Genomic DNA, 26272 nt, shown 5'->3' with positions numbered 1-26272 from the left:
TTTTGTTGCCTAGGGGACTACCGCGCACTTGAGGACCGTGCCGCGGTCCATCATCGCAAAGACGTCGGCGAGGTCGTTCAGACTGCGATGCGCAGTGATCAGGCGTTCAGCGCCGAGCCTGCGCTCGCTTAAAAGTTCAAAGCTTCGCCGCACGTCGCGCAGCCGATAGTGAAAGGGCGCAATCATGGTCAGGCCATCGTAGTGCATGCGCCGCGTGTCAACCGTCAGCGAGGTTCCCGGCGGGCATCCCCCGAAAAGCACCACCCGGCCGCCGCGCCGGGTCCGCGCCAGCGCGTCGCTCCAGCCATCGACCTGGCCGGTGCACTCGATTACCAGGTCCGGACCAAACCCGCTGTTGAGCTGGGCCGCGGCCGCGGCAGCATCTTGACGCCGCACGTCGATCACTCGGTCGGCACCCATTTCACCCGCCCACCGGAGGCGTGCGTCGCCGCGTCCCGCGACCGCGACCTCGCGCACCCCGGCAGCCCGCAGCGCCATCATGTGCAGCAGTCCGAACGGGCCGGCGCCAAGAATCAGCACCCGCTCGTGCCGCTCGGGCATCGCCATCGCCTGCGCGTGAACCACGCACGAGAGCGGCTCCAGCAGGGCAGCCTCTTCAAACGGCAAATCGTGCGGCTTGGAGAAGACGTTCTTCGAAACGATATGGGCCGGAAGAATCAGCATGTCACCGTAGGCGCCCAGCACCATCTTGTCGATCGCGGTGGCGCAGAGGTTCTCCTGGCCCCGGTCGCAATAAAAGCAGGCCCCGCACGGCGCGGTCGGCGTAGCCATTATTTCATCGCCGGCGGCGAAGCCTCCCACTCCTGCGCCGACATCGGCCACCACGCCGGCGAATTCGTGTCCGAGCGGCATCGGCATTTTCCAGAGCGGATGGCCGCGGCGCCACGCCTTCAGATCGGTCCCACAGCTCAACGCGCAGCGGACTTGCACCAGAATTTCTCCCGCCGCGAGACGCGGTGGAATGAAAGCGCGAATTTCCAGCTGCCCCGGGGCGACCAGGACAGCGCGGCGCAGGTGCAAAGAATGAAACGATGCTGCGGCGGCGCTCACTGCTTGCGCTCCACCACGAAAGTCGCGATCGCGCGGAGCGGTTCGGCGGTGGGGCCAAACCCGCTCAGAGCTTCCCGTGCTTGTTGCTCCAGCTGGCGCACGAATTGCCGCGACTTGTCGAGACCCAGCAGCGACGGGAAGGTCGCCTTGCCGGCGGCCTGGTCTTTCCCGGTCCGCTTGCCCATCTGTTCGGTGCTCGCCTCAACATCCAGCAGGTCGTCAACCACCTGGAAGGCGAGTCCCAGCGCGCGCGCGTAATGATCGAGGTTTACAAGTTGTGGCTCTGACCCGCCGCCAATCCGTGCGCCGCCGACAATTGAGGCAAGAAACAGCGCCCCGGTTTTTTTTGCGTGCAGCAGCTTTAGTTCGTCCAGTGACAACGGCGCCCCTTCACTTTGCAGGTCGATAACCTGTACGCCAACCATTCCCCCCGAGCCGGCGGCGGCTGCCAGGTCCGCGATCGCCCGCAACAAGATTGCAGACGGAACGCCGTCGCTGGCCGAACTTGCCAGCACCCTGAACGCGTCGGTCAGCAGCCCATCACCCGACAAGGTTGCCAGCGCCTCGCCATAGCGGCGGTGATTGGTCGGCCGCCCGTGTCGCAGATCGTCATTGTCCATGCAGGGTAGGTCGTCGTGGATCAGCGAGTAGTCGTGGATCATCTCGACCGCGCAGGCGAAACCGATCGCGCGCTCCGGTCCGCCCCCAACCGCTTCGCAAGCGGCCAGCGCTAGGATAGGGCGCAGCCGTTTGCCTCCACCAAGCAGACTGTAACGCATCGCCTCAAGCAGGCGGGCCTCGGATCCGACCGGCTCCGGGATGACTTGAGCGAGCGCTCGTTCCACCAGCGCGGCGCGCTCCTTCAAATAGCGATCGAGTTGAAACACTTTCCTAACGATCACAAAGCTGCTGCCGTCGCCCAGGCCGGGGTGCCCCGCGCGAGCAGAGCGGCGCCGCCGTTTCCGACGGCCCACCATGAGCATTAGTTCAGGACATATAGTGGCGAACCATTCGCCACGAATCCTTGAGACTCTTTCCGAATTCCAGCGCCACCGTCCCCTCAAAGCCCGAATGCAATTTGCAGTCGCGACAGCGGATGTCCTGTTTGCTGCGATAGAACTCCCAGTCCGTCGCTTCGTGCAACTCTTTAAAACTCGGATAATGGCCGTTGGTGATCAGGTAGCAGGGGCCCTTCCATCCCCGCGGGTTGCGAGTGACGGTGGTCCATGGACTGCACGTGAGATCGCGCTCACCAACCAGGTAGTCGAGATAGATCGGCGTATTGATAATCTTGTAGTCGTCGGCCAGCTTCCGGACCCGGACGAACTTGTAGGGCATATCCTCTTTCTTGAGGTAGAGATCGTCGTTGGTCAGCACTTGGTAGTGATAACCGGGAGACAGCAGCATGCCGTCCACCCCGAGTCCCTGGAGCATCTTAACCAGGTCTTCGAGCTCCTCCGCGCCGGTTTCACGAAAGACCGTGGTATTGGTCTGTACACGATAGCCTTTGCTCTTGAGCATCTTGATCATCTTCACGACGATGTCGAAATGCCCCTCCCGATCGAGCACGCGATCGTTGGTTTCGCGCATGCCATCGATGTGGAGGTTGAAGCTTAAGTATGGACTCGGCGGAACTTGCTTGACGAAGCGCTCCAGCAGGATTGCGTTGGTGCAGATCATCACGTGACGCTTCTGCTCCTCGATGAGCCGGGTGGTGAGCGGCGCAATGTGCTTGTACATGAGCGGTTCACCGCCACAGATCGACACGATGGGTGCGCCGCACTCGTTGGCCGACTCGAGCGCCTGCTCCAGCGGCATCATATCGCGGATAGTGTCCTTGTATTCGACGATTCTCCCGCATCCCACGCACGCCAGGTTGCAGGCGTGCAGCGGCTCCAGCATCAGCACGATCGGAAAGTACTTCTCGCCAGCCCGTTTTTTCCGGCCGATGTAGCGACCCAGATCGATCATTTGTTTGAGGGGTACCCGCATCAATCTCTCCCGCGACGATTCTGAAGATCAGGCGACGGCCTTGCCGCCACCCGAAGGGGTTTCCTGGCCAAACAGCCACTCGCTAACCATCGCCACCGCCTCTTCCGAATCGAGCGGATTGTTGGCCATGAACAGATGCTCAATCAGGATCCCGTTGAGCGCCGAAAGCAGGAATCCCGCAGCGGCTTGCGGCGTAAACCTGAGGGCACAGAGCCGCTTCTGCTGCGCCCGGGCGATGAGCTCGACCAACATGCCTCGGTAGCCCGAATAGATTTTCAGCACCTGCTCGTTAAGCCCCTCCGAGAACCGCTGGTCGTGAAGCATCTGTGCGAGGAAGAACCGGACCGAGCTGGCGTTGTCGCGCACGAAGTCCAGGTAGAATTCGACCAGTTTCCTGATTTGCGCACGCTCGTCGAGTACCCCGGCCTCTTCGGCAAAATCGATGAAGTACGGTTCGAGCAGGCGGTTCAACACCGCAACGAACAGCTCTTCCTTGGTCTTGAAGTGCCAAAAGATCAGAGCCTTGCTGACGTGCGCCTCGCGTGCGACCTCCGACATCGAAGTCTCGTGGAACCCGCGGTTAGCAAACAGATGCATCGCCGCCTTCAGGATTTCATCCCGCGAGTCCTGCGCGCTGCGCGAATCATGAGAGACCGGCCTCGTTTCTGGGGTGCTCATAGCTATTACTTATTGAAGAGCGGTCGCTAACCTGTCGGTCAATCGTAACTCTAACGTCATTTGATGCAAAGTCAATATGAACCCGTCCGGTCGGTCAGGCGCTCCTCCAGGACGCGACCGCGTCGCCTGACCGATGGTCAGGCGATAATATCTGTTTGAGAGCCTCGGTTTTTCGCGGAGACTCGTGCCGCGACAATCAAGGCCAGAGCGCGCCGCGCCTCGACCAGATTAGACTGCGCAATGCTCGAATTGGGGCCTTCCGAAATCGCCCCTTCGAACTCCCCCGCGACTCCGGAAAACCAGGCGGAATGATATGAGTCGTCCGGGATGTCATGCACCAAAAGCTCCTCGGAGGGTCGCTGCCCCTCGGTCAGAAGGAGCCGTTCACTACCAATTTCGAGCGATCCGCTCGTTCCAACGATCGTCGCATGGGTTCGCCGCTGTCCGGCGCGCCACGACAGGTTGGCACGCGCGCTCTGACCGGCGCCGAAGGTCACCTGGACCTCGGCGGTTTCCTCGACCCCCTCAGGGTTGGTGAAAAGAGTTGCCGTAACCGCGCGCGGCGACGCTCCACCCATCAGCCACTGCATCAGGTAAAAGACGTGCCATCCGTGATCGATGAGAATTCCGCCGCCCGACGCTCCCGACCTACGCCACGCCGCCCCGGGTCCGCCCTTTCCCGCCGGTTCGACACGCAGGCGCTCCAGGGAGACAGACTGGACCGAACCGATTCGCCCTTCAGCGACCATAGCGCGCGCCAGAGAATACGCGGGCGCAAACTTCCAGTTGTGCACGCACATCAGGACCCTCTGCTTGGCGCGCGCCACCGCCGCAACCTCGTCGAACTCAGCCAGCGAAAGGCCGAGGGGTTTTTCCACGAGTACATGTGCTCCGGCGTTCAGCGCCGTGCGAGCGGCGCTGCTGTGTAGCGCTGGTGGACTCGCGATATCGACAAAATCTGGCGCCTCGCCGTCGAGCATCAGCTCAAGGTCGTCGTAGACGCGAACGTTTTTGACCAGTCGAATAGCTTCGTGGCGACGTTCCGCGAGGGGATCGTGAATCACCCCAAGGTTGACGTTTTCGCGCGTGCGCCATCCCGCCAAATGCGCTTTCGCCGCAACTTCACCAAAGCCGGAGATTGCGCCTCGCAATTTCATCCGGATCAGATTCTACACTGCGGCCGCAACCCCACTAACGCCCGACCACGCCGGGCACCGGTAGGGTCCGTTTGGGGAGTGGCGATGAACGCCGGCGTCTGCTCTGCGAGCCCGGAGAGACAATGGCTCGCCGGAGCCTTGGCCTCGCTCACCCTAGGGCCGCGTAAAACGCATCGATCAGCGCGGATGCGCGTGGGTCGATAAGCAGCCCGTTCGCCATCTGGTTCATGGTATAGCCAAACCCGACCTTGGCCTGTGGGTCGGCAAAGCCCAGTGAGCCACCCGCTCCCGGATGGCCGAAGGCTTTACGGTGGGGACCGAACATCGCGCCGGGCTGCGACAGCATGTACCCCATCGAGAAGCGCGTCGGCATCTGCATCAACACCTGATCGGGACCGTAGGATTGTTCTGCATAGAACCTCTCCAACGCTTCGGGACGGACGATTCGGTAGCCGTCGATTTCACCGCCGCGAGCCAGCGATCCGTACAGGCGGGCCAGGGATCTCGCGGTGGTGTGCCCGTTGGCGGCACCGAGTTCAGCTCCGCGCCACGAACGGGTGTTAACCAGGTTAGGCTTGGTCAGGACTGGTGGATTCAGAAACGCTTTGGCGGTTGCCCCCTCCGGTTCCTTCATCGCCTCGACGAACAAGTTTGGTTCGTCGGGACCGGGTGGCGGCGCCGGAAGCAGGTCACTGACTCGCGAGTCGTGTGCCGCATCCAATCCGATATGACAATCGAGCTTGAGCGGCTCGGCAATTTCCTCACGGAAGTATTTGCCCAACCCCTTGCCGGTAATCCTCCTAATGACTTCTCCAACCAACCACCCGATGGTCAGTGCGTGATAGCCGTGTTTCGTTCCTGGCTGCCACCACGGCTCTTGTTCGGCCAGCGCCGCTGCCATGGTATCCCAATCGAACAACGCCTCTTCGGCGAGGACCTTCCGGATGGCGGGCAAGCCAGCACGATGGCTGAGTAGGTAGCGGACCGGGAGATCTTTTTTTCCGGCTTGGGCAAACTCCGGCCAATAGCGTGACACCGGTTCGTCAGGGTCGAGCTTGCCCTGATCGATCAGCTGATGGGCACAGGTGGCCGTCAGGCCCTTGGTGGTGGAGTAGATGTTTACCAGCGTGTCGCGATTCCAAGGGCGATTTTTCGCCTTGTCGAAATAACCGCCCCACAAATCAACTACCGGCCGTCCGTCGATGACCATCGTGACCGCCGCGCCAAGCTCACCCCGTTTTTCGAAATTTTCGGCAAACGCCTTGCGTACGTTCTCAAAACGTTTGTCGACTTCGCCTTCGATTTTGAATTCCGCAGCCATTTCACGCCTCCCTCGGCGACTCCTCTATACCACCATCAAGCCGCGCTCGTCATTGGCGCGACGCCACGCTTATGCCTACACTCGTCGCGGGGCGCCGCATGACGATGGCGGAAGACAAGTTCATTCACGCAAACGGCCTTCGGCTTCACTACCTCGATTACGGCGGAGATCACTTGCCGTGGCTGGTTTGCATCCACGGATTTACCGGCAACGCGCACAACTTCGATGAGCTCGCGCCGCACCTTTCCGCTCGCTACCACGTGCTCTCGGTTGATGTGCGCGGCCGCGGCGACAGCGCGTGGGGACCGGCTCGCGAATATTTGCATCAACACTACGCCAACGATCTGAGCGCCATTCTGGAAGCGCTCGAGATCGCCAGGATCTCGCTCATCGGGACTTCGATGGGTGGAGTCATTTCGATGATGTTCGCGGGGGGATGGCCTGAACGGGTTGAACGCCTGGTGTTGAATGATATCGGTCCGGAGATCGATTCGGCGGGAAGCGCGCGAATTTCGTCCTACGTCAGCGAGGCGCCGGACACGTTCAAGGACCTCGGCGAAGTCGCGGCCTATTACCGGAGCGTCTATCCACGAATGGCCGACATGCCCGAGGATGCTCTGCGCGAGTGGGCCAAGTGGTCGGTTAAGCCGGCCCCTCGGGGCGGACTGACCTGGAAAATGGACCCATCGATTCGTCGCCCACCTCGGGGCGGTGCCGCCCAGCAACGGCTGGACCTGTGGGTGCCGTTCGCACGGATCAGCTGTCCGATTCTGGTGGTGCGTGGCTCGCAGAGCGACATCCTGGCGCCGCTTACCGCGCGACAGATGCGCACCACCCACACCGATGTGACCGTCGCCGAGATTCCCGGGGTCGGACACGCCCCCTCGCTCAGCGAGTCTGAGTCGTTGGCCGCGTTGCGAGAGTTTCTGCGGCTGGCCTGATGAACGCGCTGTTTCCGCGATCCGCCAACTACGAGGAACTGGTGCCGGGCAATCTAATGGGCCCGCACGTGTTGTGGCTCATGGAGTCGCTATGCGCGCGCACAGAGCTCGCGATGGGAATGCGCGTCATGGATCTCGGCTGCGGCAAGGCGATCAGTTCGATTTTTCTGGCCCGGGAATTCGGCGTGCAGGTGTGGGCGACAGATTTGTGGATTGCCGCAACCGACAACTGGAAACGAATTCGCCAGGCGGGTCTCGAAGAGCAGGTCTTCCCGATTCATGCCGAGGCCAGGGCGCTGCCCTACCCTGACGAATTCTTCGACGCCATCCTGAGCGTCGATGCATACCACTACTTCGGCACCGACGATTTGTACCTGGAAAAGCTGGTGCGCTTCCTCAAACCCGCCGGCCAGCTGGCGATCGCGTGTCCCGGACTCACGCGTGAGTTGCGCAACGACGAGATTCCGGAATATCTGCGCGACTTCTACTTCAATCAGCAGTGGCACTCTTTTCACTCGCCGGCGTGGTGGCGGTGGCACTGGGAGAAAACCGGCACGGTTGAGGTGGTTTGCGCAGAAGAAATGCCGGAAGCGGCCGAAATCTGGAAATCAAGCACCCAGCCGGACAACCCCGACGCTCCGGTTGTCCTCGCCGACGCCGGCAGACTTCTGACCTTCAGCCGCGTGGCCGCTCGCAAGCTTGCAAAGTCTTAGCCGCTTCCTGGGGTTCCTCGGTCACCCTGAAAAATGGCGCGAGTGGCACAGACCAGTCTATGCGGCTAGTGGGGGAACTCGACCATCACCTTGGCGCGCGCCCCGGGGCTCTTCAGCGCCGCAAACATCTCCGGCACGCGATCGACACTAATGATGTCGGTAATCATCGGGCGGGGATCGATCCGCCTTGACGCCAGCGCATCGACGGTTTCCTGGAACTCGGCACGCGTGTATCCGACGATAAATTCGATCCCGATCTCCTTGAGGATGCAGGTAAGCGGCCGGATCTGGTCCGGCTCCATGCAGACCCCCAGAACCACCACGCGGCCATGCAGGCCAACCGTGCTGATCGCCGCATCGAGGGTGGATTTCACACCGATACATTCGAAAACCACTTCGGGCTCCCGTCCGGTCAGCGCGCGCATTCTGTCCGCGGGGTTCTCCGTGGTCGGGTTCACGACGGCGCTGGCTCCAAGCTTCATGGCAAGTTCCGTGCGTCCCGGAGCCAGCTCCGAAACTACGACCGCAGCAGCCCCCTTGGCCTTGGCCCAGACCAGGGTCGAAAGCCCGATCGGTCCCGCACCCATCACCACCACGCCCTCGCCGGACCTAAGCTGCGCGCGGTTCACTCCGTGAAGCCCCACCGAAAGCGGCTCGACCAGCGCCCCCGCCCGAGAATCGACGTTGTCCGGCAGCTTGAGCAAGCTCTGCCCGCCGCACATTACGTATTCAGCATAGGCGCCGGGCAGCTGACCGAGACCGAGCCCGCGCGTCGCGCCACAGTGCATTCCATCATCCCGCCGACACGGCTCGCACTCTCCGCATGAGATGAACGGCAGCGCCGTGACGCGTTCCCTCACGCTGAATCCTTTCACGCCCGGCCCGAGCTCGAAGATCTCGCCACAAAACTCGTGGCCCATAACTGTGTCCGGTGCCAGACCCATCCCATATTGGCAGGCATGAAGATCCGAGCCGCAGATTCCGCAGTTGTGGACTTTGAGCACGACTTCGCCGGGACCGGGATGCGGTTGCGGCACTTCGATGATCGCCATCTGGTTTTGCTGCTTGAAAGCCGCGGCCTTCATGGTAGAGCTCCTCCGGACGGTCGCTATTTACGCGATTCGCCGTTCTTGACGCGGGCGCGTCTGATCCCGATAGCCCGGGTGAGTTCATCGCGGATGTTGTCGAACACTTCCTCGGTCGGAGAGATTCCGGAAGCTTTCATCCGCTCCACGAGCTGCCAGCGTGTAACTCCCAGCATCTCCTGCGCTTCGTGCTCGTGCAGGCGCTTGACCCGCACCAGCTCGAGAATGGCCAGTTCGCGCACCCGCTCGCGAAAATCCGCTGGCCGAAACTGCGCATCGAAGACGTCGCCGGGAAGTTCGATTCTGATTTGCATGGCGGGATGCCCTGAATTTCCGCGATTGCCGCGATGATGTCAAACGAGGTGGACCGGGCGCTTAAGTCTTTGCGCTTCAGGCGCTTTCTGTGCGAACTTTATTCACGCAAACGGGTCGTACGCTTAAGAAAAAGCGGCCGCACACACAACGGGGACGATCGATGGATTTCAATTTCACGCCCGAAGACGAAAAGTTTCGCGCGGAGTTCCGCGCGTGGCTCGACAAGAACCGGCCCGAACGTGAAGACGCTGATCTCGACTTCTTCGCGGAAGACGAGGGCGAATGGAACCGACGGGTCAAATGGTTCAAGAAGCTCGCGTCCGGAGGCTGGACATGTGTCGATTGGCCCAAGGAATACGGCGGCCGCGGCTTCGGCATCCTGCAGACCATCGTCTACCATCAGGAACTCGCGCGGGTGCGCGCCCCACTGCCCTTTATCGGATCGGGGGTGAGCTTGATCGGACCTACCCTGATGCACTGGGGCGCCGAGGACCAGAAGAAGCGTTACATCCCCAAGGTGCTTACCGGAGAGGAAATCTGGTGCCAGGGATACTCCGAACCGGGGTCCGGCTCGGACCTGGCCTCGCTGCAAACCCGCGCGGTGGAAGATGGCGATGACTTCGTCGTGAACGGGCAGAAGGTCTGGACTTCCAACGCGCAGTTCTCGGATTGGATCTTTTTGCTGGTACGCACCGACCCTGCGGCGCCGAAACACAAAGGCATCAGCTATCTCCTTGTCGATATGCGAAGTCCCGGCATCACCGTTCGTCCGCTGGTGCAAATGACCGGAGCCCGCGGATTCAACGAAGTCTTCTTCGAAGACGTGCGGGTGCCCAAGAAGAACATCGTCGGGAACTTAAACCAGGGCTGGCAAGTCGCGATCACCACCCTGATGTTCGAACGCAACGGCGCGGGTGGCGGCACCGGTGGACAGGTCCACGAGCTGGTCAAGCTGGCACAGAAGGTTGAACGCAACGGGCGCAAGGCCTGGGACGATGCCGGCGTGCGACAGCGGGTCGCGGAGTTCTACTGCGAACAGCAGGCGCTCAAGTACACCGGGTTTCGCCAGCTCACACGCCGGCTGAAGGGTCTCCCGCCCGGCCCCGAAGGATCGATCCAGAAGCTCTGTGGTACCGAACTGAACCTGCGCATCCAGATGTTTGCCATGGAGCTGCTGGGCGCCTACTCGCAAATCGAGCATCATGCGCCTTATGCGATCGACAAGGGTAACTGGCTGTTCAAGATGCTGGCGGCGCGCGGCGGCACGATCGCGGCCGGAACCAATCAGATCCAGCACAACATCATCGGCGAGCGGGTGCTGGGTTTGCCAAAAGGATAGGCCCACTTCACACGACGTGCGACGCGGAGCGCGAACGTACCGCCGCGGCGATGGCACGGGCAAGCCGCGGTGCCTCCTCCACTTCCAGGGTCGCGGTCATGACGCGTAGTCCGGGAGGTGCCTTCAGTCGAAACGATTCACCGGCCAGGACCGCCCATCCGTCATTAAGGAGTGACTGCACGGCGCTGGTCTCCTCCACAACCGGCACCCAGACGTTGAGCCCGGAGCGACCCCGCGCTTCAATCCGATGCTCCTTCAGCGCCCGGATAAGTGCCTCGCGCCGAAGCGTGTAGGTCTCCGCGGCACGCTTGATCAAGCGCGCGGTCTTCACATCGGACCATAACGCAACGACCGCCTCCTGCAGAATATGACTGATCCAGCGCGGACCAAGATGTTGGCGTCCCTGGACGCGCGCGACGGTTAACGGATCTCCCGCGATGAAGGCCAGGCGCAAGTCGGGTCCGAGAAACTTCGACACCGACCGCGCTACCGCCCAGCGCTCCCGCCCCGCGGTCAGGGAAAAAGCACGGACACCGGAAATAGGTCCCGTGAAATCGTCCTCGATAAGGAGGACCTCGCGATACCGCGCCAGGATTGCCGACAGCGCGGAAACCCGTTTGCGCTCCAGCGCAGCGCCGGTGGGGTTCTGACCACGCGGCGTAACCATGACCGCGGAAATGCCGGCGTGGAGCGCGCCCGCCAGCGCTTCCGGCCGGGGTCCGTTCTCGTCGATCGCGATCGGTTCCGCGACCAGTCCCAGCGCCGAGATCAAATCGAGCGTTCCCCGGTAGCAGGGATCCTCTACCCCAACCAGGTCACCGGGCCTGAGATGGGCCTGCAGCACGCGCTCGATGGCGTCCATCGCCCCGCCCACCACCGCCACTGCCTGAGCCGCGATGTGGTCCGCCTCAAACTGCGCGCGCACCAGGGCGAGCAGTTCTGGCCGATCTGAAGCCCCGCCGTAGAGGGGAGCAGGGCACGTGAGGTGTCGAATCGCGTCGCTCAGCGAAGGCAGCAACCTGCGATCGGGGTTTCCGTCCATCAGGTTGCGCACTCCCGCGGGCAGACGCGGCATCGTCGGGGTTACCAGCGGTGGACGCCGATTGACCACCGTCCCGCGCCGTCCGCTGCCATGCAACAGTCCGCGTACCCGCAGGGTTTGGTATGCGGCCGCCACCGTGGTGGGGCTCACCGCAAGGTGCCCCGCCAGCGACCGGATCGCGGGCAACCGCGCGCCTGCGGCGATCCCTCCGTTGCGGATCGCTTCCTCGATGCTGGCGGCGATCTGGTTGCCTGATTTTCCCCGAATCTGGTAATGTGGTGATACGTTCATCAGTTTGTACTGTTACATAATGGAGCAGAAGATGGAAGCACTGCAGCCGACTGAACGCACCCGCCTCAAACGCATGCCCCAGCGCGGCTCCTATGATCGGGAGATTGTCTACCAGATCATCGACAGCGCCCTTTTCTGTCATGTCGGATTCGTTCATAACGATGCGCCGTTCGTGGTTCCCACCCTGCACGTGCGGATCGGGGAGCGGCTCTACGTCCACGGCTCGGCCGCCAGTCGGATGTTGCGCACCGCGGCCGGCGGCATTCCGCTGTGTGTCACCGTGACCCACGTCGATGGGCTGATCCTGGCGCGCTCCGCGTTCCATCACTCCATCAACTACCGCTCGGCGGTAATTCTCGGAGCTGCCGAGGAAGTGACCGACCAGGACGCAAAGCTGCGCGCGCTGCATGCGCTGGTGGAGCACGTCTCTCCGGGCAGATGGCAAGATGCACGCCCGCCCCACCCCAAAGAACTGGCCGCGACCAGCGTGCTCAGTCTCCCCATCACCGAGGCGTCGGCCAAGGTCCGTACCGGCGGACCGAGTGAAGAAGCGGAGGACTACGCGCTCCCGATCTGGGCCGGGGTCATTCCTTTGAAAATGGCAACCGGCGCAGCGGTCGCCGACGATCGCCTGATAGGCGGCGTCGAGGTTCCCGAATATGTCGCCAACTATCTCCTGCCCGACGCCAGGAGGGACAGCAATGGCAAGACTGGTGGAACGAATCTTCGATGACTATCTGATCAGTACCGACCCGGCCCGACTCGACGTGGGGGTCATTCATGGCTTTCTGCGCGAGTCATATTGGGCCGAGGGAATTCCGCGCGACCTCGTCGAACGCGCAATCCAGAACTCGCTGTGTTTCGGCGTGTACTGTCGCGATCAGCACATCGCTTTCGCGCGGGTCGTAAGCGACTACGCGACTTTCGCTTACATTGCCGACGTTTTCGTGCTCGCTCCGTGGCGCGGCCGTGGCATTTCCAAAGCCCTGATGGCGGAGATCGTGCACCATCCCGATCTCCAGAAACTACGCCGCTGGCTGCTCGGCACTAAAGATGCCCACGGGCTGTACCAGCGCTTCGGCTTCACCGCGCCGCAGTTCCCCGAGCGCCAGATGGAACGTACCGATCCCGGCGTATACCTTCGCATGGCGCAAACCGCGAAATAGCCAAGAACGATCCATCCGCTTTGCCAGCCCGCGCGATGCGCGCTTGGTCACGAGACGCATCGCCGCGACCGCCTCCTTGCGCCAGTTTCGAAGCACGGTTTATATAGCAGTCGATAGGGGTTCGGCGGCGGGTCGGCATCGAAATTGCGCCCTTGACGCGCGGTTCTCCTAATCACTGGAGGCTAGTGGATGGATTTCAGGTTCAGCGCCGAAGACGAGGCGTTCCGCCAGGAATTACGCGCCTGGCTTCAGAAGAATCGCCCCGCGCAGAGCTCGGCTGCAGACGATCGCACCGACTTCATGCACGAAGGAAGCAAGGATGACTGGCAGCGCCGTCTGCAGTGGCATCGCAAGATGCACTCGGGCGGCTGGGTCGGCTTAAGCTGGCCGAAGGAATATGGGGGCCGCGGAGCCACCCTAACCCAGCAGCTCATCTATAACGAGGAGATGGCAGCGGCGAATACCCCGCAGCTCGTCAATGGTCTCGGCATCATGCTGGTTGGCCCCACGATAATTCACTGGGGTACCGAGGAGCAAAAGAAACGCTACGTTCCAAAGATCCTCTCGGGCGATGAGATCTGGTGCCAGGGATATTCCGAACCCGGTTCGGGTTCCGATGTCGCATCACTCCAGACCCGCGCAATCGAGGAAGGTGACTACTTCATCGTCAACGGTCAGAAAGTCTGGACCTCCGATGCGCATCACGCAGACTGGTGCATCCTGCTGGTGCGTACCGATCCCAGTGCTCCCAAGCACAAGGGCATCAGCTATGTGCTGGTCGACATGCACTCGCCCGGGGTAACCGTTCGTCCGCTGGTGCAGATTACCGGCGATGCGAATTTCAACGAGGTCTTCTTCGAGGACGTCAAGGTGCCCAAGAAGAACCTGATCGGTGAGAAGAATCAGGGCTGGCAGGTCGCTATCACTACCTTGATGTTCGAACGTTCCGGTATCGGAGGCGGACGCGATCTGCTGGGGCAGGTCCGCGAACTCGCGGACTTGGCCCGGGCGGTGCGGAGCAACGGAAAGACCGCGTGGGACGATTCCAGCGTGCGCCAAAAAATTTCCGGCTTCGCGGGCGAGGCGTTGGCACTTAAGTACACGGGCTTTCGCCAGCTCACCCGGCGCCTGAAAGGCCTGCCGCCCGGACCCGAAGGCTCGGTGTTGAAGCTGGGCACCAGTGAGCTCAATCTGAAGATGAGCAAGTTCGCGATGGAACTGCTCGGACCCTACGCGCAATTGGAATTCAAAGCGCCCTTCGCGGTCGACCGGGGCATATGGTCGTATCGCATGCTCGCATCGCGCGCACTGACGATCGCTGGCGGCACGAGCGAGATCCAGCACAACATCATCGGCGAGCGGGTACTGGGGCTGCCCAAAGGGAACTGACGAAAGTAACCAGATTAACCCCCTAAAGGGCAGCTTCCAAAAAGGGGCTGCCCTTTTTGTTTGCGGCCAAGAAAGGAGTCGACCGATGGACGGTAAACTGGTGCGACTGAGAGGCTACGAGATGTCCGATCTCGACGCGGTAATCAAATGGATTAACGACGAAGAGGTCACCCAATTTCTCGGCAGCGGCATGCTCTCGTATCCGGTTTCATCGATCGCCGAACGCGAATTTATTGAGAAGTTTGGTCTGTCCGAATCCTCGACCGAGAAGACCTTTGCGATCGAGACCCTGGCGGACGGCCGCTTCATCGGTGCCTTGGGCCTGCACGGCATCGACTGGATAAACCGCCATTCCGCTCTCGGCATAATGATCGGCGACAAACAGTACTGGGGCCGCGGCTACGGCACCGATGCGATGCTGGTGCTCATGAGGCTCGCTTTCGACAAGCTGAACCTGCACCGTCTATGGCTACACGTTTATGATTTCAATGCGCATGCGATCGCGTCATACGAGCGGTGCGGCTTCAAGCGCGAAGGGGCTCTACGCGAGCAACGCTTCTTCGGTCGCAAATATCACGACACCATCGTAATGGGCATACTCGAAGCCGAATATCGTGCGCTTGGGCAAACGAAGGCGTGACCGCGCTACTGGCGCGCGTAGAAGAGTGACTTTGATTCTTCGTCTGCCGGATAGAATGCCTCGATGTGGAGTTCCTCGAGGGTCACGTCCTGCGGTCTGCCGACCGTGGTAACGGTACTGAACATGCGCGCCACTTTTCCGCGCACATCCATTTCGATCGGCAGAATCAGCGCGCGTGGCGCCTCGAAGTCGGGCTCGCGCCAGCGTGTCGGCACACCAGGGTAGGACAAGATCTCCGCGAGCAGCCTCTCCATCTCCTCGTCGCGCGCCCATGCCGCGCTCCGAAATGCCTCATTGAGCAGCGATTTGGCAATTGGTTCCCAATTGATAATCAGCTTTCGCATTTTGGTCGGATCGAACATCAGCCGCAGCAGGTTCAACCTAGGGGGCGCCGACACCTTGAGCGGCTCCAACTTGATTGGCTCGTCGGGCAGAACCGCGTTGAGCATGCCGGTGAACGTGCTATTGGCCATGATGATGTCCTGGTGCCGATCGAACGCGATTGCGCTGTGCGGCTCGTGCTGCTTGAGAATCAACTCGACCGCGGCGCGCACGTGGCTCATCCGGGGATCGTCCAGGTTGGTTTCCCGGTAGACCGGCGCGTAGCCAGCCGCCTGGAGCAGGACGTTACGTTCGCGCAAGGGAACTTCCAATACCTCGGCCAACGTCAGCACCATCTCGCGGCTGGGTGTGGCCCTTCCCGTCTCCAGGAAACTGATATGACGGGCGGAGACCTCGGCCTCCAGCGCCAGTTCGAGTTGACTTAGATGACGTGTTTCGCGCCAGCGCCGCAGTAGCGGTCCGGCCCCGTTGAATTCGATCGCCGATGCGTTCTGATGGGTTTCCATGCCTTTAAGGCTAGCAGACCTCCCGTCGGCCGGACGATTACCTCGGAGGTAATCGTCCGACTGAGATGGGCCAGCGGGTCAGATCAGCTGGCAGCCTTGACCGCAGCAGTCTGGGGCGATTCGTCGACGAAGCCGGTTACCGACTGGAAGCGGCCATCCTCGCACAGCACGGCGAAGTCCGTTCCGACGAAGTGCAGCGGCGCATCCTTGGCTCCGCCCGCCTCCCATTGAAAGCGTACCCGATCACCATACTCGTCGACGCGGCTAGCGAGCCGGAACCGGTACGCCGGGGGAAACGCGTCGTGAACCATCTGGATCATCGCACCGAGCTGCTCGTAGCCGGTCCCGCCCCGATGCGGATCGATGTAGCTGCCATTCTCGATCCAGGTTTTCGCGAGTAGTTCTCGCCTGCGGCTTGAGTCCCTTTCGTTCCAGGCCGCGATATAGCTGTCGACAACCTCCGTAACCTTGCTCATAGGAACCTCCATCGGCATCGAGAATTGTTTCGGCGCATGCCGACACGATGCCGTGAGGGCTGACATAAAGCGGAGGTCCAGGTCTCATCAATTACTTCGCTGGTAGGTGCTAGAAGCACGCTCCAGGGAAGGGTGACCGTGAGGTCCTACGGAGCGCAGGCTGTCTCGCTCTCATTTCAACTTCGAGGTGTGCTCTCGGAGGCAGTTGTCTGGCGCCGCAGAATCCGGACCACGCATGGTCTTCGACCGAGACGGTCGTATGCTGTGGTCACTTGGCGCGCGGTCCAGACTCGACCACAGCATAACGGCGGGGAACCGGCTCACCCGCCGCTCAGTGCACCGACGATCTGAACTTCATCCGTCGGCTTCAGCGGCACGTCGATGGTCCGAACCAATTCGCGCGCAACGAAAATTCTGATGTGCGGGCGAATACGACCCAGCTCATCGATCATCCGAAAGCGGATTCCCGGAAAAACCGCGTCGAGGTTGGCGAGAATTTCGACCAGGCTGGCACCGGTCATTTCGACCTCCGCCGCGCCGCGCGTGTACGAGCGCAGCTGGCCTGGAATGATCACGCGCATCAGCCGAGCACCGCGGCTTCAACTGAAAGGATGCGCTGCAGGTGCGCTGCGGCTTGGGACCAGCCTTCACCTTCGTCGTTACTAATCCATAATTCGCCCGAAGTGGTTCCGAAGTAGAGACCCAGCGGATCGAGGCCATCGCCGGCAAACGCCTGTCTTAAGACCGTGAAATAAGCGTGCTCGCGCGGGAAGCCGTGATCCTGTCGTTTCCAGGAGGCACCGCCGTCGTGCGTCTGGTAGACGGCGGGTTTGCCATCAGGACTGGTGCGCGGCCAGGTGGCGGTCGCATCCATCGGAAATACCCACGCCCGGTCGGCGTTACGCGGGTCGAGCACGATGCCAAAGCCGACATCTCCGACCGCAGTCGGCATGTTGTGGCCGATTCGCAGCCAATCTTCGTCGGGTCGATCGAGCCGGTAGATGCCACAGTGATTCTGCTGATAGAGCCGATCGGGATTGCGCGGATGCATCGCCAGACAATGGGTATCCTGCCCGTACTCGGGATAGGGATCAGGCAGGAAATTCGCTTCCACGTTACGATTGAGCGGTCGCCAGCTCCCGCCGCCGTCGCTGGTCTCAAGCACGCCCGCCGCTGAGGAACTGTAGTACATGTGTGAAGCCTGGCGCGGATCGATCAACACCGCGCCGAACACTTGGTTGTCCGGCGTCACATTCTCCGGCGGCGCCCATTTGGAAAGCATCGGATTGCGATTGAACCCTTCGACCTCGGACCAGGTCGCCCCACCATCCTCGCTGCGGAAGATTCCCGCGGGCGAGGTGCCGGCATACCAGACCCCGGGTTCGCCCGGCAGCGCCGGCGTCAGGGAACAGGTATGGTCGACCGCGCGCTCCGCCAAACCCTCGGGCGGCCTGCCGAACATCGGCGGGCGTGTGGCCTCGGTCCAGGTCCTACCCATGTCCAGGGATCGAAAGATCGTGGGTCCAAGGTGTCCGGTGCGTGCGGCGGCGAGCAAGGTTCTATGATCACGAGGGTCCAACACGATGTGATCGATGATATGTCCCAGAAAATGGGGGCCGTCGACCCGCCATCGCCTGCGTGACGAATCCCCATAGTAGATAAGAGCGCACTTGCGGGTACCCACCAGAACGGCGAGTTCCAGATGTGGCCGGGCAATCGACGCTTTTCGCTTCGGCGCGGTCGCCGCAGTCCTCGTGTGCCCTCCGTTGAGGCGTTTACGCCTATCGGTTCGTTTTTTCATCTCGTCCTCTCCCCTCGCCACCGGTCCCAGTCGTCTCCACCACCTTCAGGAGAGTCGAATGAACACAGGCAATAACGACATCTAGGTAGCGCAACTCGCGCGAAGCTGCTTCATCCCCCGAATTCTCCCATTGCTGGCGCAAAAACCTCCTGCTCCTCGCGGACCCCTTTCAATTGATGGCGACCCAAGTGCTCCATCTCCACGCCACTTGCAAGGGCAAAGCTCGCCGATGTTACGAGCTCACGACCAAGTTCGCCGGCCAGTTTTTGCAGTCGCGACGCATGATTGACCGCGGGGCCAACGACGGTGAAGTCGAGGCGATTGGGGGCACCAATGTTGCCGTAGCTGACTTCACCGAGATGCAATGCCAACCCGAAGCGAATCTCGGACTCGCCCGCATCTCGGCGTGCCAGATTGCGCTCCCTGATCTTCGCCCGCACGACCGCGGCCGCCCGCAGGGCTGCCCTGCACCGTCCGGCAACCTCGGTCTGACTCTCGAGCTCAAAGATCGCAAGCATCGCGTCACCGATGAATTTGAGCGCCTCACCGCCCTCGGCTGCGACCGCATCGACCACGATTTCGAAGTACTCGTTCAACAGAGCGATCACTCGGTCCTTGGCCAGCGAGTCGGTGAGCGTGGTGAACCCACGCAGGTCGCAGTACCAGATAACTGCGTGGATCGTTTCCTGGCTGCCACGGGTGATGGCGCCCGATAAGACTCTCTCGCCGGTACGATGCCCTACGTAGGTATCAAGGAGATAGCGTGCCACCCGGCGAGTCGACTGGAGCTCGACAATGATGGCAAGCGCGTCGGCGATCGCGGTCAGATCCGCAAGCTCGGGCTCGCTGAATCCGCCGGCCCGGTTGGTCGCCCAGGAGATGGTGTTGATTTCGCCGCTCGAGCAAATCATCGGCATGGCTACGTAGTCGGTGCCGCCGGCAGCGCGGAGTTCCTCGACGATTGGGTAGTCGAGCGGGCATCGCGGATCGCAGATTTTCCGACGGATGCTTCGACCGGTTCGTTTGAGCTCGGCCACTGGACTGCTGGTCCACTCGGGGCTCTCGGTAAACGCATGTGGCGCCGTTCTTCGCACCGCGCCCGGGTCTTCGCGTCGCCACGTATAGGCACTGGCGACGACCTGCGGATGCAAGGTCGCGACCGAACAGAATGCGCGCCACAGCGGGATGCCGGCGGCCACGATGCGCCGGCACATCTCGTCCCCGAATTCGCGCATATGGGTATTGTGCCGTCCCCTGCTGAGCATCCAGTTGACGACTTCGACCGCTCCCCTCTTCGGTGCGCTTTCGTCTTGCATCGAGTAGCGACGCCCGCCGCAAGTATAGAGCCGCTCCGCGCGCTAACTCTATGAGTGAAATTCGGCATAATGCACAGCTCATTGCGCCCGCGTGGTGGATGGCTGAATTGGCGATTCTCTTGTAACCAAGCCTTCACCCGCACGGTCTTGTCCCCGGCGGGTGTTCTGGTCACCATGTCTGGGGAATGATGAGCGGTAGCCGCTTAGTTGCCTGCGGGGACGCTATGCCGGAGTCAGGAGTCGCACATGGTCAACTCGTGGAGTTCATCGAGTTCGCGCGTCATCTCGCAAGAGTTGCCAGTAACATCATTTTGCCCCACTTTCGGGGCGCGCTGGATGTCACCAACAAAAAGGCCGACTCCGGCCTGTTCGATCCGGTGACGATTGCCGACCGCGATGCCGAGCAAGCTATTCGCAATGAGATCTCACGCCGATATCCGGGTCACGGCATTCATGGCGAAGAACACGGACTCAAACCGGGTAGCGAGCGCTTCACCTGGGTAATCGATCCAATCGACGGCACCCGTGCGTTCATCCTGGGACTGCTGCACTGGGGCACGCTGATCGCGCTCAACGATGGCGACCGACCGATCGTCGGCGTGATGCACCAACCCTATACGGGCGAGACGTTCGTCGGCTCACGCTTGGGCGCGGAGTTAGAGCATGGCGGGACCAGGCGTCCGCTGCGAGTTCGCAAATGCGACCGCATTGAAGATGCGATTGTCTCCGCAACCGACCCCGCAATGTTTCGCCAGGGGCCAGAACGCGAGGCGTTTCGCGCGATCGCGCGGACCGCCCGCCTCACTCGCTACGGCGGCGATTGTTACGCGTACTGCATGCTTGCCAGCGGTCTCATCGACCTGGTCATCGAGTCACAAAACCAGGCATACGATCTGCAGGCGCTGATGCCGATCGTCGAGGCGGCCGGAGGGGTGATGACCACCTGGGCGGGCGATTCGGCGCAGGATGGTGGACAATCGGTCGCGGCCGGTGATCCCACGTTACACAAAATAGCACTAGGGATTCTTGGGGCCGGCGTGCCAGGGCGTTAGGTAGTAGGGCGGCAATTTGATGCTGAAGATCTGGGGCCGCCGCAACTCGTTCAATGTTCAGAAGGTAATGTGGCTGGTCGGCGAACTGGGACTGGAGCACCAGCACATCGATGCGGGTGGTTCTTTTGGTGGACTTGACCGGCCCGAATTCCAGCAAATGAATCCGCACGGCCGAGTGCCGGTCGTCGACGACGGCGGGGTTACCGTGTGGGAATCGCACAGCATCCTTCGCTATCTCAGCGCGAAGTATGGCCGGGGTTCATTTTGGATCGAGGAACCCGCGCAGCGCTCGTTCGCGGACCGCTGGATGGATTGGTCGCTCGCGACTTTGCAACCCGACTTCATGGATCTGTTTTGGGGTTTCTACCGAACCCCTGCCGAGCAACGCGATTGGTCGAGGATCAAGGCGCTGGTCGCGCGCTGTGCCCAACACTTCCGGCTGCTCGATCGGCGGCTCGCGGGCAAGTCCAGCCTGGCGGGAAACTCGCTTACCATGGCTGATATTCCGGCGGGCACCGCGCTCTACCGGTACTTCCAGCTCGAAATCGAGCACCCCGCCGTACCCAACGTAACGGCGTGGTACGAGCGGCTACAATTGCGCGCTCCGTACCGAGAACACGTTATGATCCCGTTCGACGATCTTCGCGGCCGGCTCCAGTTCTAGCGCGCGCGCCGGCGTGCGCGTTCTTTCGGTGCACGGGATTTTTCGGGTTCCTCGGGGGCCCGCAGTTCTTCGGCGTCGCGGTCGGCCTTGACCTCGACCCCACGCTTCTTGAGCGATTCCTTAAGTGCGCTCATGAGGTCGATGACCTTGCCGCGCTGTACCTCGGGGGGAGGCTCGGTGATTTCCTGGCCGTTGGCTTTCTGGCTCGCCGCCTCGATAACTCGTTCTCGGTAACCGTCCTTGTACTTGTCGATGTCGAACTTTTTCTCTGTCAAATCACCGATAAGCCGCTTGGCCAAGTCGACCTCGGCCGGTTTCGCGGGCGCGTCCGCTCCGTGATCGATCTCGCCGAAGCCCCGCACCTCGTCACCATAGTGCATGGTGTGGAGCATGAGACCATCTTGGTAATTGCGGATCAGGACGACGTGTTCTTTCCCGCGCATCGTGTACCGCGCGACGGCGACCTGCCGGGTGTCATCCATGGCTTTGGCCAGCAGCCGATAGGCGCGCGCCGAAGTCGGTTCACATCCGAGTAGAAAAGGGCTTTCAAAAAATACCGGGTCGACTTCCTCGATCGGAATAAATTCGCTGATTTCGATCGCGTGATCGCCGCGCGCCTCGAGGTTCTTCAACTCCTGGTCGGTGAAAGTGACGTAACGTCCTTTCTCGATCTCGTAACCCCGGACCAGCTCGCTGCGATCGACTATCGCGTCGTCGACCGGACAATAAATCTTCTGCTGGATGCGGCTGTTGTCTTTTCCGTGCAGCAGATTGAAGCTGATCGCCTTCGAGCTGGTAGCAGGAAACAAGCGCACCGGAATCGAAACGAGTCCGAAGGTGATACTTGCAGTGGCTATTGATCGTGGCGGCATCGCGTTAGCCTCCGTTCAGTCCACGAAACCCTGTAAAGTGTGCAGGGCGGGATTGTATTTAGCTCCGGGTATCGTCTTCAACTAGGGTACCAATAGATCGGCGGAATTGTCCGTGCCACTCGATCGCTATCGCAGCAAACGTAGTGCCAATCGCACGCCGGAACCGTTCGGCGGCCCTCCGCAGGCAAAAAGCCCCACGAAAGGCGGCATTTTTATCATCCAGCAGCATGATGCACGCCGGATGCATTTTGACTTCAGGATGGAAATGGACGGGGTCCTGCGATCCTGGGCAGTCCCCAAAGGACCCGCTCTGAACCCGGCCGACAAACGACTGGCAATGATGGTTGAGGACCATCCCCTCGAATACGGCGACTTTGAGGGAATCATTCCCGACGGCAACTACGGGGCGGGCGCAGTCATCGTCTGGGATCGCGGCACCTACACGATGGTCGACCCGGCGAGCGGAACCCCATCGGAAGCCGTAGACAAGGGCAAGATTGACTTCGTGCTGAGCGGCTACAAACTGCATGGGGTTTTCACCCTGGTTCGCACCACCCCGCGCGACGCCAAGCGCGCGGGCGAGAAGCAACAGTGGCTGCTCATCAAGAAGCGCGACGAATTCGCTGAGAACGAGGACGTCCTGGAGAAACACCCGCGCTCGGTTCTTTCGGGGCTCACCATCGCGGAACTGGAGGATAGCTCCCGCGTCGGGCAAGTGCTGATCGAAACGCTGGCCAAACTCAAAGCGCCGCGGCTTACGGAAAAGCTTGAACCGCGCGCCTTTCCGCTGATGCTCGCGAAACTGAGCGAAGAGCGCGTGGACGGCGAACAGTGGTTATTCGAGCTGAAGTACGACGGGGTCAGAGCCCTGGCGATTCGCGATGGCGAGCACACGCGGCTGTTCGCGCGCAGCGGCAGAGAGATAACCGCGCGTTATCCGGAAGTAACCCTGGCCTTCAACAGCTTGCCCTTCGACCGGTTCGTCGTTGATGGCGAAATCGCTGCTCTCGATGAGAGCGGGAGACCCAGCTTTCAGCTGCTTCAGCGCCGGATGCACGTTGATGACCGCCGTCAGGTGGCGCGCCTCAGTTTCTCCGTCCCAGTCCACCACTTCCTGTTCGATCTGCTCGCCTTCGATGGTTATGACCTTCGCGAATTACCGCTTGAGCAACGCAAAAATCTGCTCGGTCAGCTCATTCGCGGTGACGGTCCGCTGCGCTATTGCGACCACGTGGTAGCTCGGGGCCGCGAATTCTATGACGAGGTCGCGAAAGCCGGCCTGGAGGGCATAATTGCGAAACGGCGCGAGGCCCCGTATCGGGGAGTGCGCAGCGCGGATTGGCTGAAGCTCAAGTGCCCGCTCACTCGCTCGTTCGTTATCGGCGGATACACCGACCCGGAGGGAACTCGCACCTATTTTGGCGCGCTACTGCTCGGGATGTATGACGACCGTGGCGAACTCCGCTTCATGGACAAGGTCGGCACGGGATTCAGCCGCGACCTGCTCGCGAAAATTCATGCGCTGCTCAAGCCGCTGTCGCGAGCTACTTCGCCCTTTCGCAAATCCGGCCCGGACGAGCCCACACCGCCACGCGAGGCGCATTTCTGCGAACCAACTATGGTATGCGAGGTTCGCTTCGGGGAGTTCACCGACCACGGCGGCATACGGCATCCGGCGTTTCTTGGTCTGCAACCGGACAAAGACCCGCGGCAATGTCTGTACGAACAAATCGATGAAGCAGAGGGTACGGCGCTGGCGTCGGGAAGCGATGACCTGTCGGAGCCAGGCAGCGCGATTCGCGAGGCTGCTGAGCCAAGCGAGCAAGCCGGTAACCATCGACGGCATGCCGATGACAACAGCAAGGTGGTAACGACTCATCCCGACAAGGTGTTCTGGCCCAAGGAAGGGTACACGAAGGGGGAGATGGTCGAGTACTATCGCGCCATCTCGAAGTGGATGCTGCCTTACCTGGCGGATCGGCCGGTAATGCTGACCCGGTACCCCGATGGAATCGCCGGAAAGAACTTTTATCAGAAGGACGCGCCGGCTTTTGCTCCACGCTGGCTTCGTACCGAAAAGATCTACTCAGAAGACGCGGATCGCGAAATCAGCTTCTTCATCATCGATAGTGAAGACGCGCTGGCGTATATTGCCAATCTCGCGGCCATCACCATCCACATGTGGTCTTCACGCATTATTCATCTCGAGCGGCCCGATTGGCTGCTGTTTGATATCGATCCGAAGGGATCGACCACTCCCAACGCCGTCTTGGTCGCAAAGGAAGTCGCCAAGGCTTTGCGCGAGCTGGGGATGAGACCGTACATCAAGACTTCGGGCCAAATGGGCCTGCATGTCGTGGTAGGACTCAAGCCCAGATATACCTACGATCAGGCCAAGATGTTCTCGGAGCTGGTGGGACGGGTGGTGGTGGAACGCATCCCGGAGATCGCGACGATGAATCGGAATCCGAGCACGCGCAAAGGCAAGGTATATATCGACTACCTCCAACTCGGACACGGAAAAACCATCGCGGCCCCCTTCAGTCTCAGGGCGCAAGACGGCGCGCCAGTTTCCGCGCCGCTCAAATGGAGCGAGGTTGGCACCGATCTCGATCCGCAGGCATACAACATCAAGACCATCGTCGAGCGTATGACCCGGCTTGGCGACGATCCCTTTCTTGGCGCATTGACCGACCAGGTGATCCTGGAAGAAGCGCTCTCCACTTTGGAAAAAGCGGTTGCTCGTCCGTCCTCCTGATCTGCGCCCTACTGGTGGCTCTTTCCAGCCGGATTTCGGCCCAGTTCGGTTCCCCAAACAGTTGTTGAAGACGGCGACGACGACCTGAGAGCCCCCCGCGGAGCGCGCCAGCGCGGGACCGGCGCTTGGGCCGGTGAGCTGCAATCGCTCACTCAGAACGTGAAGTCGGGAGACTTGCCGGCGAGAAACGCGCCGGCACGGGCCAACATCGCTTCATTGACTGCCGCGTGCTGCGTCAAGGTGTGAATGTCGCGCAGATGGCGCTGCAGGGAAGACGAATTGTATGGTGCGGTGCCACCGCCCGCCGTGTAGCAGGTATCGACTATCGAGGCGGCAGTTTGTGCCGCCCATGCCACGCTGCCGACCACCCGTGCCGTCTCTGCCGGCGTCGGCGAGCGTCCGGCGAGTGACGATTGCCACACCGCGCGCGATTCCGCCATGAGTAATCCGCGCGCGGCGCGCAAGCTCGTCTCTGCCTGGGCGAGTCGATAGTGGAACAGCGGTGAGTCAGCAATCGCGGAGCTGGTGTAGAGACGTTTCTTGTTGGTCTGTACCAGCGCGATGATGTCAGCGAGCGCGTGCATAGCGATTCCCACACCCACGGCGCCGATATGCAGAGCGAAGGACACCACCGGCGCCTTGTACAGTGCGCCGGGCACACACGACTGCCCCATAAAGATGTCCAGCGAATCATCGGATGGGACTCGGAGGTTCTTTACCTCGATGTCGTGGCTGCCGGTGCCGCGCAGGCCGGTGACCTCCCAGGTGTCGAGGATCGTCACCTGGTCGCTGCGAAACAGCATCGCGCGGATTTCGTTGGAACCGGGCAACAAACCGGGCCGTGGTCGGCCGTTCTCGGTAACTACGCAATTACCAATCAGGAATCGCGAATGTTGGCAGCCGCTCACGAACGCCCACCGCCCATTCACCAGATACCCACCCGCTCCCACGCCCGCCTGCCCTCGGGGTGCGAAGCCCCCGCCGACGATCACCTCGGGCGTGTTCGCGTAGATTCGATCGAATCGAGACCGCGGCAGCAGGGCGAGGAGCATCGGCGACTCCGACCCGATCATGACCGTCCACCCCGTCGCCCCGTCGGCCGCCGCAATCGTCTCGATGATCTCCATGGAGAGCGGCAAATCGACCTCGACACCGCCGTGGGTGCGAGGCGTGAGCATGCGGAAGCACCCGGCCGCAATCAGTTGGTCGAGCAAATCGAGCGGCAATCGCCGCTCCGATTCGATTTCCGCCGAGCGGGTGCTGATGGAAGGCGCCAGGTCCCGCACAGCAGCCAGCACATCGATACTATCGTCAGGCATCTCCGTTTCTCCGGGCAGAAATGACA

General features: G+C 61.4%; 26 protein-coding genes. 10 read left to right on the top strand and 16 right to left on the bottom strand.

All coding sequences use genetic code 11. The features are described from left to right. Positions 1-9: 9 nt before the first annotated feature. The 6 genes from VGI36_13820 to VGI36_13795 all read right to left on the bottom strand — a co-directional run bounded on the left by VGI36_13820 (position 10) and on the right by VGI36_13795 (position 6219). Positions 10-1071, bottom strand: a complete 1062-nt coding sequence (locus VGI36_13820) for an alcohol dehydrogenase catalytic domain-containing protein (GenBank protein ID HEY2486224.1) — start codon at positions 1069-1071, stop codon at positions 10-12. Next, complete coding sequence (locus VGI36_13815; GenBank protein HEY2486223.1) at positions 1068-1973, bottom strand: farnesyl diphosphate synthase; 906 nt, start codon at positions 1971-1973, stop codon at positions 1068-1070. Before VGI36_13815 ends, VGI36_13820 begins: the two co-directional genes overlap by 4 nt. Positions 1974-2058: 85 nt before the next feature. Continuing rightward, positions 2059-3063, bottom strand: coding sequence for an adenosyl-hopene transferase HpnH (hpnH, locus tag VGI36_13810; GenBank protein ID HEY2486222.1), 1005 nt, complete (start codon positions 3061-3063; stop codon positions 2059-2061). A 27-nt stretch (positions 3064-3090) separates the two neighbouring features. Continuing rightward, positions 3091-3741, bottom strand: coding sequence for a TetR/AcrR family transcriptional regulator (locus tag VGI36_13805; protein ID HEY2486221.1), 651 nt, complete (start codon positions 3739-3741; stop codon positions 3091-3093). A 137-nt stretch (positions 3742-3878) separates the two neighbouring features. Then, a complete protein-coding gene (locus VGI36_13800; protein ID HEY2486220.1) occupies positions 3879-4898 on the bottom strand; it encodes a Gfo/Idh/MocA family oxidoreductase in 1020 nt (339 codons plus the stop codon). A gap of 148 nt (positions 4899-5046) precedes the next feature. Then, positions 5047-6219, bottom strand: coding sequence for a serine hydrolase domain-containing protein (locus VGI36_13795; protein ID HEY2486219.1), 1173 nt, complete (start codon positions 6217-6219; stop codon positions 5047-5049). Between the two features lie 71 nt (positions 6220-6290). On the opposite strand from VGI36_13795, the gene VGI36_13790 reads away from it, so the two are divergent. Both VGI36_13790 and VGI36_13785 read left to right on the top strand, forming a co-directional pair. Further along, entirely contained in the window at positions 6291-7160 is an 870-nt protein-coding gene (locus VGI36_13790) for an alpha/beta hydrolase (protein HEY2486218.1), read from the top strand. Next, positions 7160-7873: a methyltransferase domain-containing protein gene (locus tag VGI36_13785; GenBank protein HEY2486217.1), complete on the top strand. Its 714-nt coding sequence runs from the start codon at positions 7160-7162 to the stop codon at positions 7871-7873. Before VGI36_13790 ends, VGI36_13785 begins: the two co-directional genes overlap by 1 nt. A gap of 65 nt (positions 7874-7938) precedes the next feature. Here VGI36_13785 and VGI36_13780 read toward each other — a convergent pair whose 3' ends face one another. Together VGI36_13780 and VGI36_13775 are read right to left on the bottom strand one after the other, a co-directional pair. Beyond that, a complete protein-coding gene (locus VGI36_13780; GenBank protein ID HEY2486216.1) occupies positions 7939-8958 on the bottom strand; it encodes a zinc-binding dehydrogenase in 1020 nt (339 codons plus the stop codon). Positions 8959-8981: 23 nt separating this feature from the next. Further along, complete coding sequence (locus VGI36_13775) at positions 8982-9272, bottom strand: UPF0175 family protein (protein ID HEY2486215.1); 291 nt, start codon at positions 9270-9272, stop codon at positions 8982-8984. Positions 9273-9433: 161 nt separating this feature from the next. Between VGI36_13775 and VGI36_13770 the strand changes: the two genes are divergently transcribed. After that, entirely contained in the window at positions 9434-10612 is a 1179-nt protein-coding gene (locus VGI36_13770; protein ID HEY2486214.1) for an acyl-CoA dehydrogenase family protein, read from the top strand. A 7-nt stretch (positions 10613-10619) separates the two neighbouring features. On the opposite strand, the gene VGI36_13765 is transcribed toward VGI36_13770, so the two are convergent. Then, a complete protein-coding gene (locus VGI36_13765) occupies positions 10620-11945 on the bottom strand; it encodes an aminotransferase class I/II-fold pyridoxal phosphate-dependent enzyme (GenBank protein ID HEY2486213.1) in 1326 nt (441 codons plus the stop codon). A 31-nt stretch (positions 11946-11976) separates the two neighbouring features. On the opposite strand from VGI36_13765, the gene VGI36_13760 reads away from it, so the two are divergent. The 4 genes from VGI36_13760 (at position 11977) to VGI36_13745 (ending at position 15140) form a co-directional block, all read left to right on the top strand. Next, positions 11977-12678: a pyridoxamine 5'-phosphate oxidase family protein gene (locus tag VGI36_13760; protein ID HEY2486212.1), complete on the top strand. Its 702-nt coding sequence runs from the start codon at positions 11977-11979 to the stop codon at positions 12676-12678. Next, the gene (locus tag VGI36_13755; GenBank protein ID HEY2486211.1) at positions 12647-13111 is read left to right on the top strand and encodes a GNAT family N-acetyltransferase; all 465 of its coding nucleotides are present in this window, start codon (positions 12647-12649) and stop codon (positions 13109-13111) included. The genes VGI36_13760 and VGI36_13755 overlap by 32 nt, the downstream gene beginning before the upstream one ends. A gap of 189 nt (positions 13112-13300) precedes the next feature. Continuing rightward, positions 13301-14500, top strand: coding sequence for an acyl-CoA dehydrogenase (locus VGI36_13750; GenBank protein ID HEY2486210.1), 1200 nt, complete (start codon positions 13301-13303; stop codon positions 14498-14500). 85 nt (positions 14501-14585) lie between these two features. Then, on the top strand, positions 14586-15140 hold the full coding sequence (locus tag VGI36_13745; protein ID HEY2486209.1) for a GNAT family protein: 555 nt from the start codon (positions 14586-14588) through the stop codon (positions 15138-15140). A gap of 5 nt (positions 15141-15145) precedes the next feature. Here VGI36_13745 and VGI36_13740 read toward each other — a convergent pair whose 3' ends face one another. The 5 genes from VGI36_13740 to VGI36_13720 all read right to left on the bottom strand — a co-directional run bounded on the left by VGI36_13740 (position 15146) and on the right by VGI36_13720 (position 19581). Beyond that, entirely contained in the window at positions 15146-15988 is an 843-nt protein-coding gene (locus VGI36_13740) for a helix-turn-helix transcriptional regulator (GenBank protein ID HEY2486208.1), read from the bottom strand. 83 nt (positions 15989-16071) lie between these two features. Further along, positions 16072-16464, bottom strand: coding sequence for a nuclear transport factor 2 family protein (locus VGI36_13735; protein ID HEY2486207.1), 393 nt, complete (start codon positions 16462-16464; stop codon positions 16072-16074). 320 nt (positions 16465-16784) lie between these two features. Next, positions 16785-17045 carry a MoaD/ThiS family protein gene (locus VGI36_13730; GenBank protein ID HEY2486206.1) on the bottom strand — a complete coding sequence of 87 codons (261 nt, stop codon included), beginning with the start codon at positions 17043-17045 and terminating at the stop codon, positions 16785-16787. Further along, the gene (locus VGI36_13725) at positions 17045-18265 is read right to left on the bottom strand and encodes a hypothetical protein (protein HEY2486205.1); all 1221 of its coding nucleotides are present in this window, start codon (positions 18263-18265) and stop codon (positions 17045-17047) included. Before VGI36_13725 ends, VGI36_13730 begins: the two co-directional genes overlap by 1 nt. Positions 18266-18375: 110 nt before the next feature. Beyond that, the gene (locus VGI36_13720) at positions 18376-19581 is read right to left on the bottom strand and encodes an adenylate/guanylate cyclase domain-containing protein (protein HEY2486204.1); all 1206 of its coding nucleotides are present in this window, start codon (positions 19579-19581) and stop codon (positions 18376-18378) included. 224 nt (positions 19582-19805) lie between these two features. Between VGI36_13720 and hisN the strand changes: the two genes are divergently transcribed. Continuing rightward, on the top strand, positions 19806-20633 hold the full coding sequence (hisN, locus tag VGI36_13715; protein ID HEY2486203.1) for a histidinol-phosphatase: 828 nt from the start codon (positions 19806-19808) through the stop codon (positions 20631-20633). Positions 20634-20652: 19 nt separating this feature from the next. Then, positions 20653-21297 (top strand): glutathione S-transferase, encoded by a 645-nt coding sequence (locus VGI36_13710; protein HEY2486202.1) that lies wholly within the window; start codon positions 20653-20655, stop codon positions 21295-21297. Here VGI36_13710 and VGI36_13705 read toward each other — a convergent pair. Further along, on the bottom strand, positions 21294-22169 hold the full coding sequence (locus VGI36_13705) for a Ku protein (protein ID HEY2486201.1): 876 nt from the start codon (positions 22167-22169) through the stop codon (positions 21294-21296). The genes VGI36_13710 and VGI36_13705 overlap by 4 nt on opposite strands. Before the next feature lie 112 nt (positions 22170-22281). Between VGI36_13705 and ligD the strand changes: the two genes are divergently transcribed. After that, positions 22282-24927, top strand: coding sequence for a DNA ligase D (gene ligD, locus VGI36_13700; GenBank protein ID HEY2486200.1), 2646 nt, complete (start codon positions 22282-22284; stop codon positions 24925-24927). Positions 24928-25079: 152 nt separating this feature from the next. On the opposite strand, the gene VGI36_13695 is transcribed toward ligD, so the two are convergent. Continuing rightward, positions 25080-26246, bottom strand: coding sequence for an acyl-CoA dehydrogenase family protein (locus tag VGI36_13695; protein ID HEY2486199.1), 1167 nt, complete (start codon positions 26244-26246; stop codon positions 25080-25082). Positions 26247-26272: the final 26 nt, after the last annotated feature.

It is taken from the genome of Candidatus Binataceae bacterium, from assembly GCA_036495685.1.
Taxonomy (GTDB): domain Bacteria; phylum Desulfobacterota; class Binatia; order Binatales; family Binataceae; genus JAFAHS01.
Note: the sequence above shows the minus strand (reverse complement) of the source record. Positions and strands in the feature narration are given on the sequence as shown.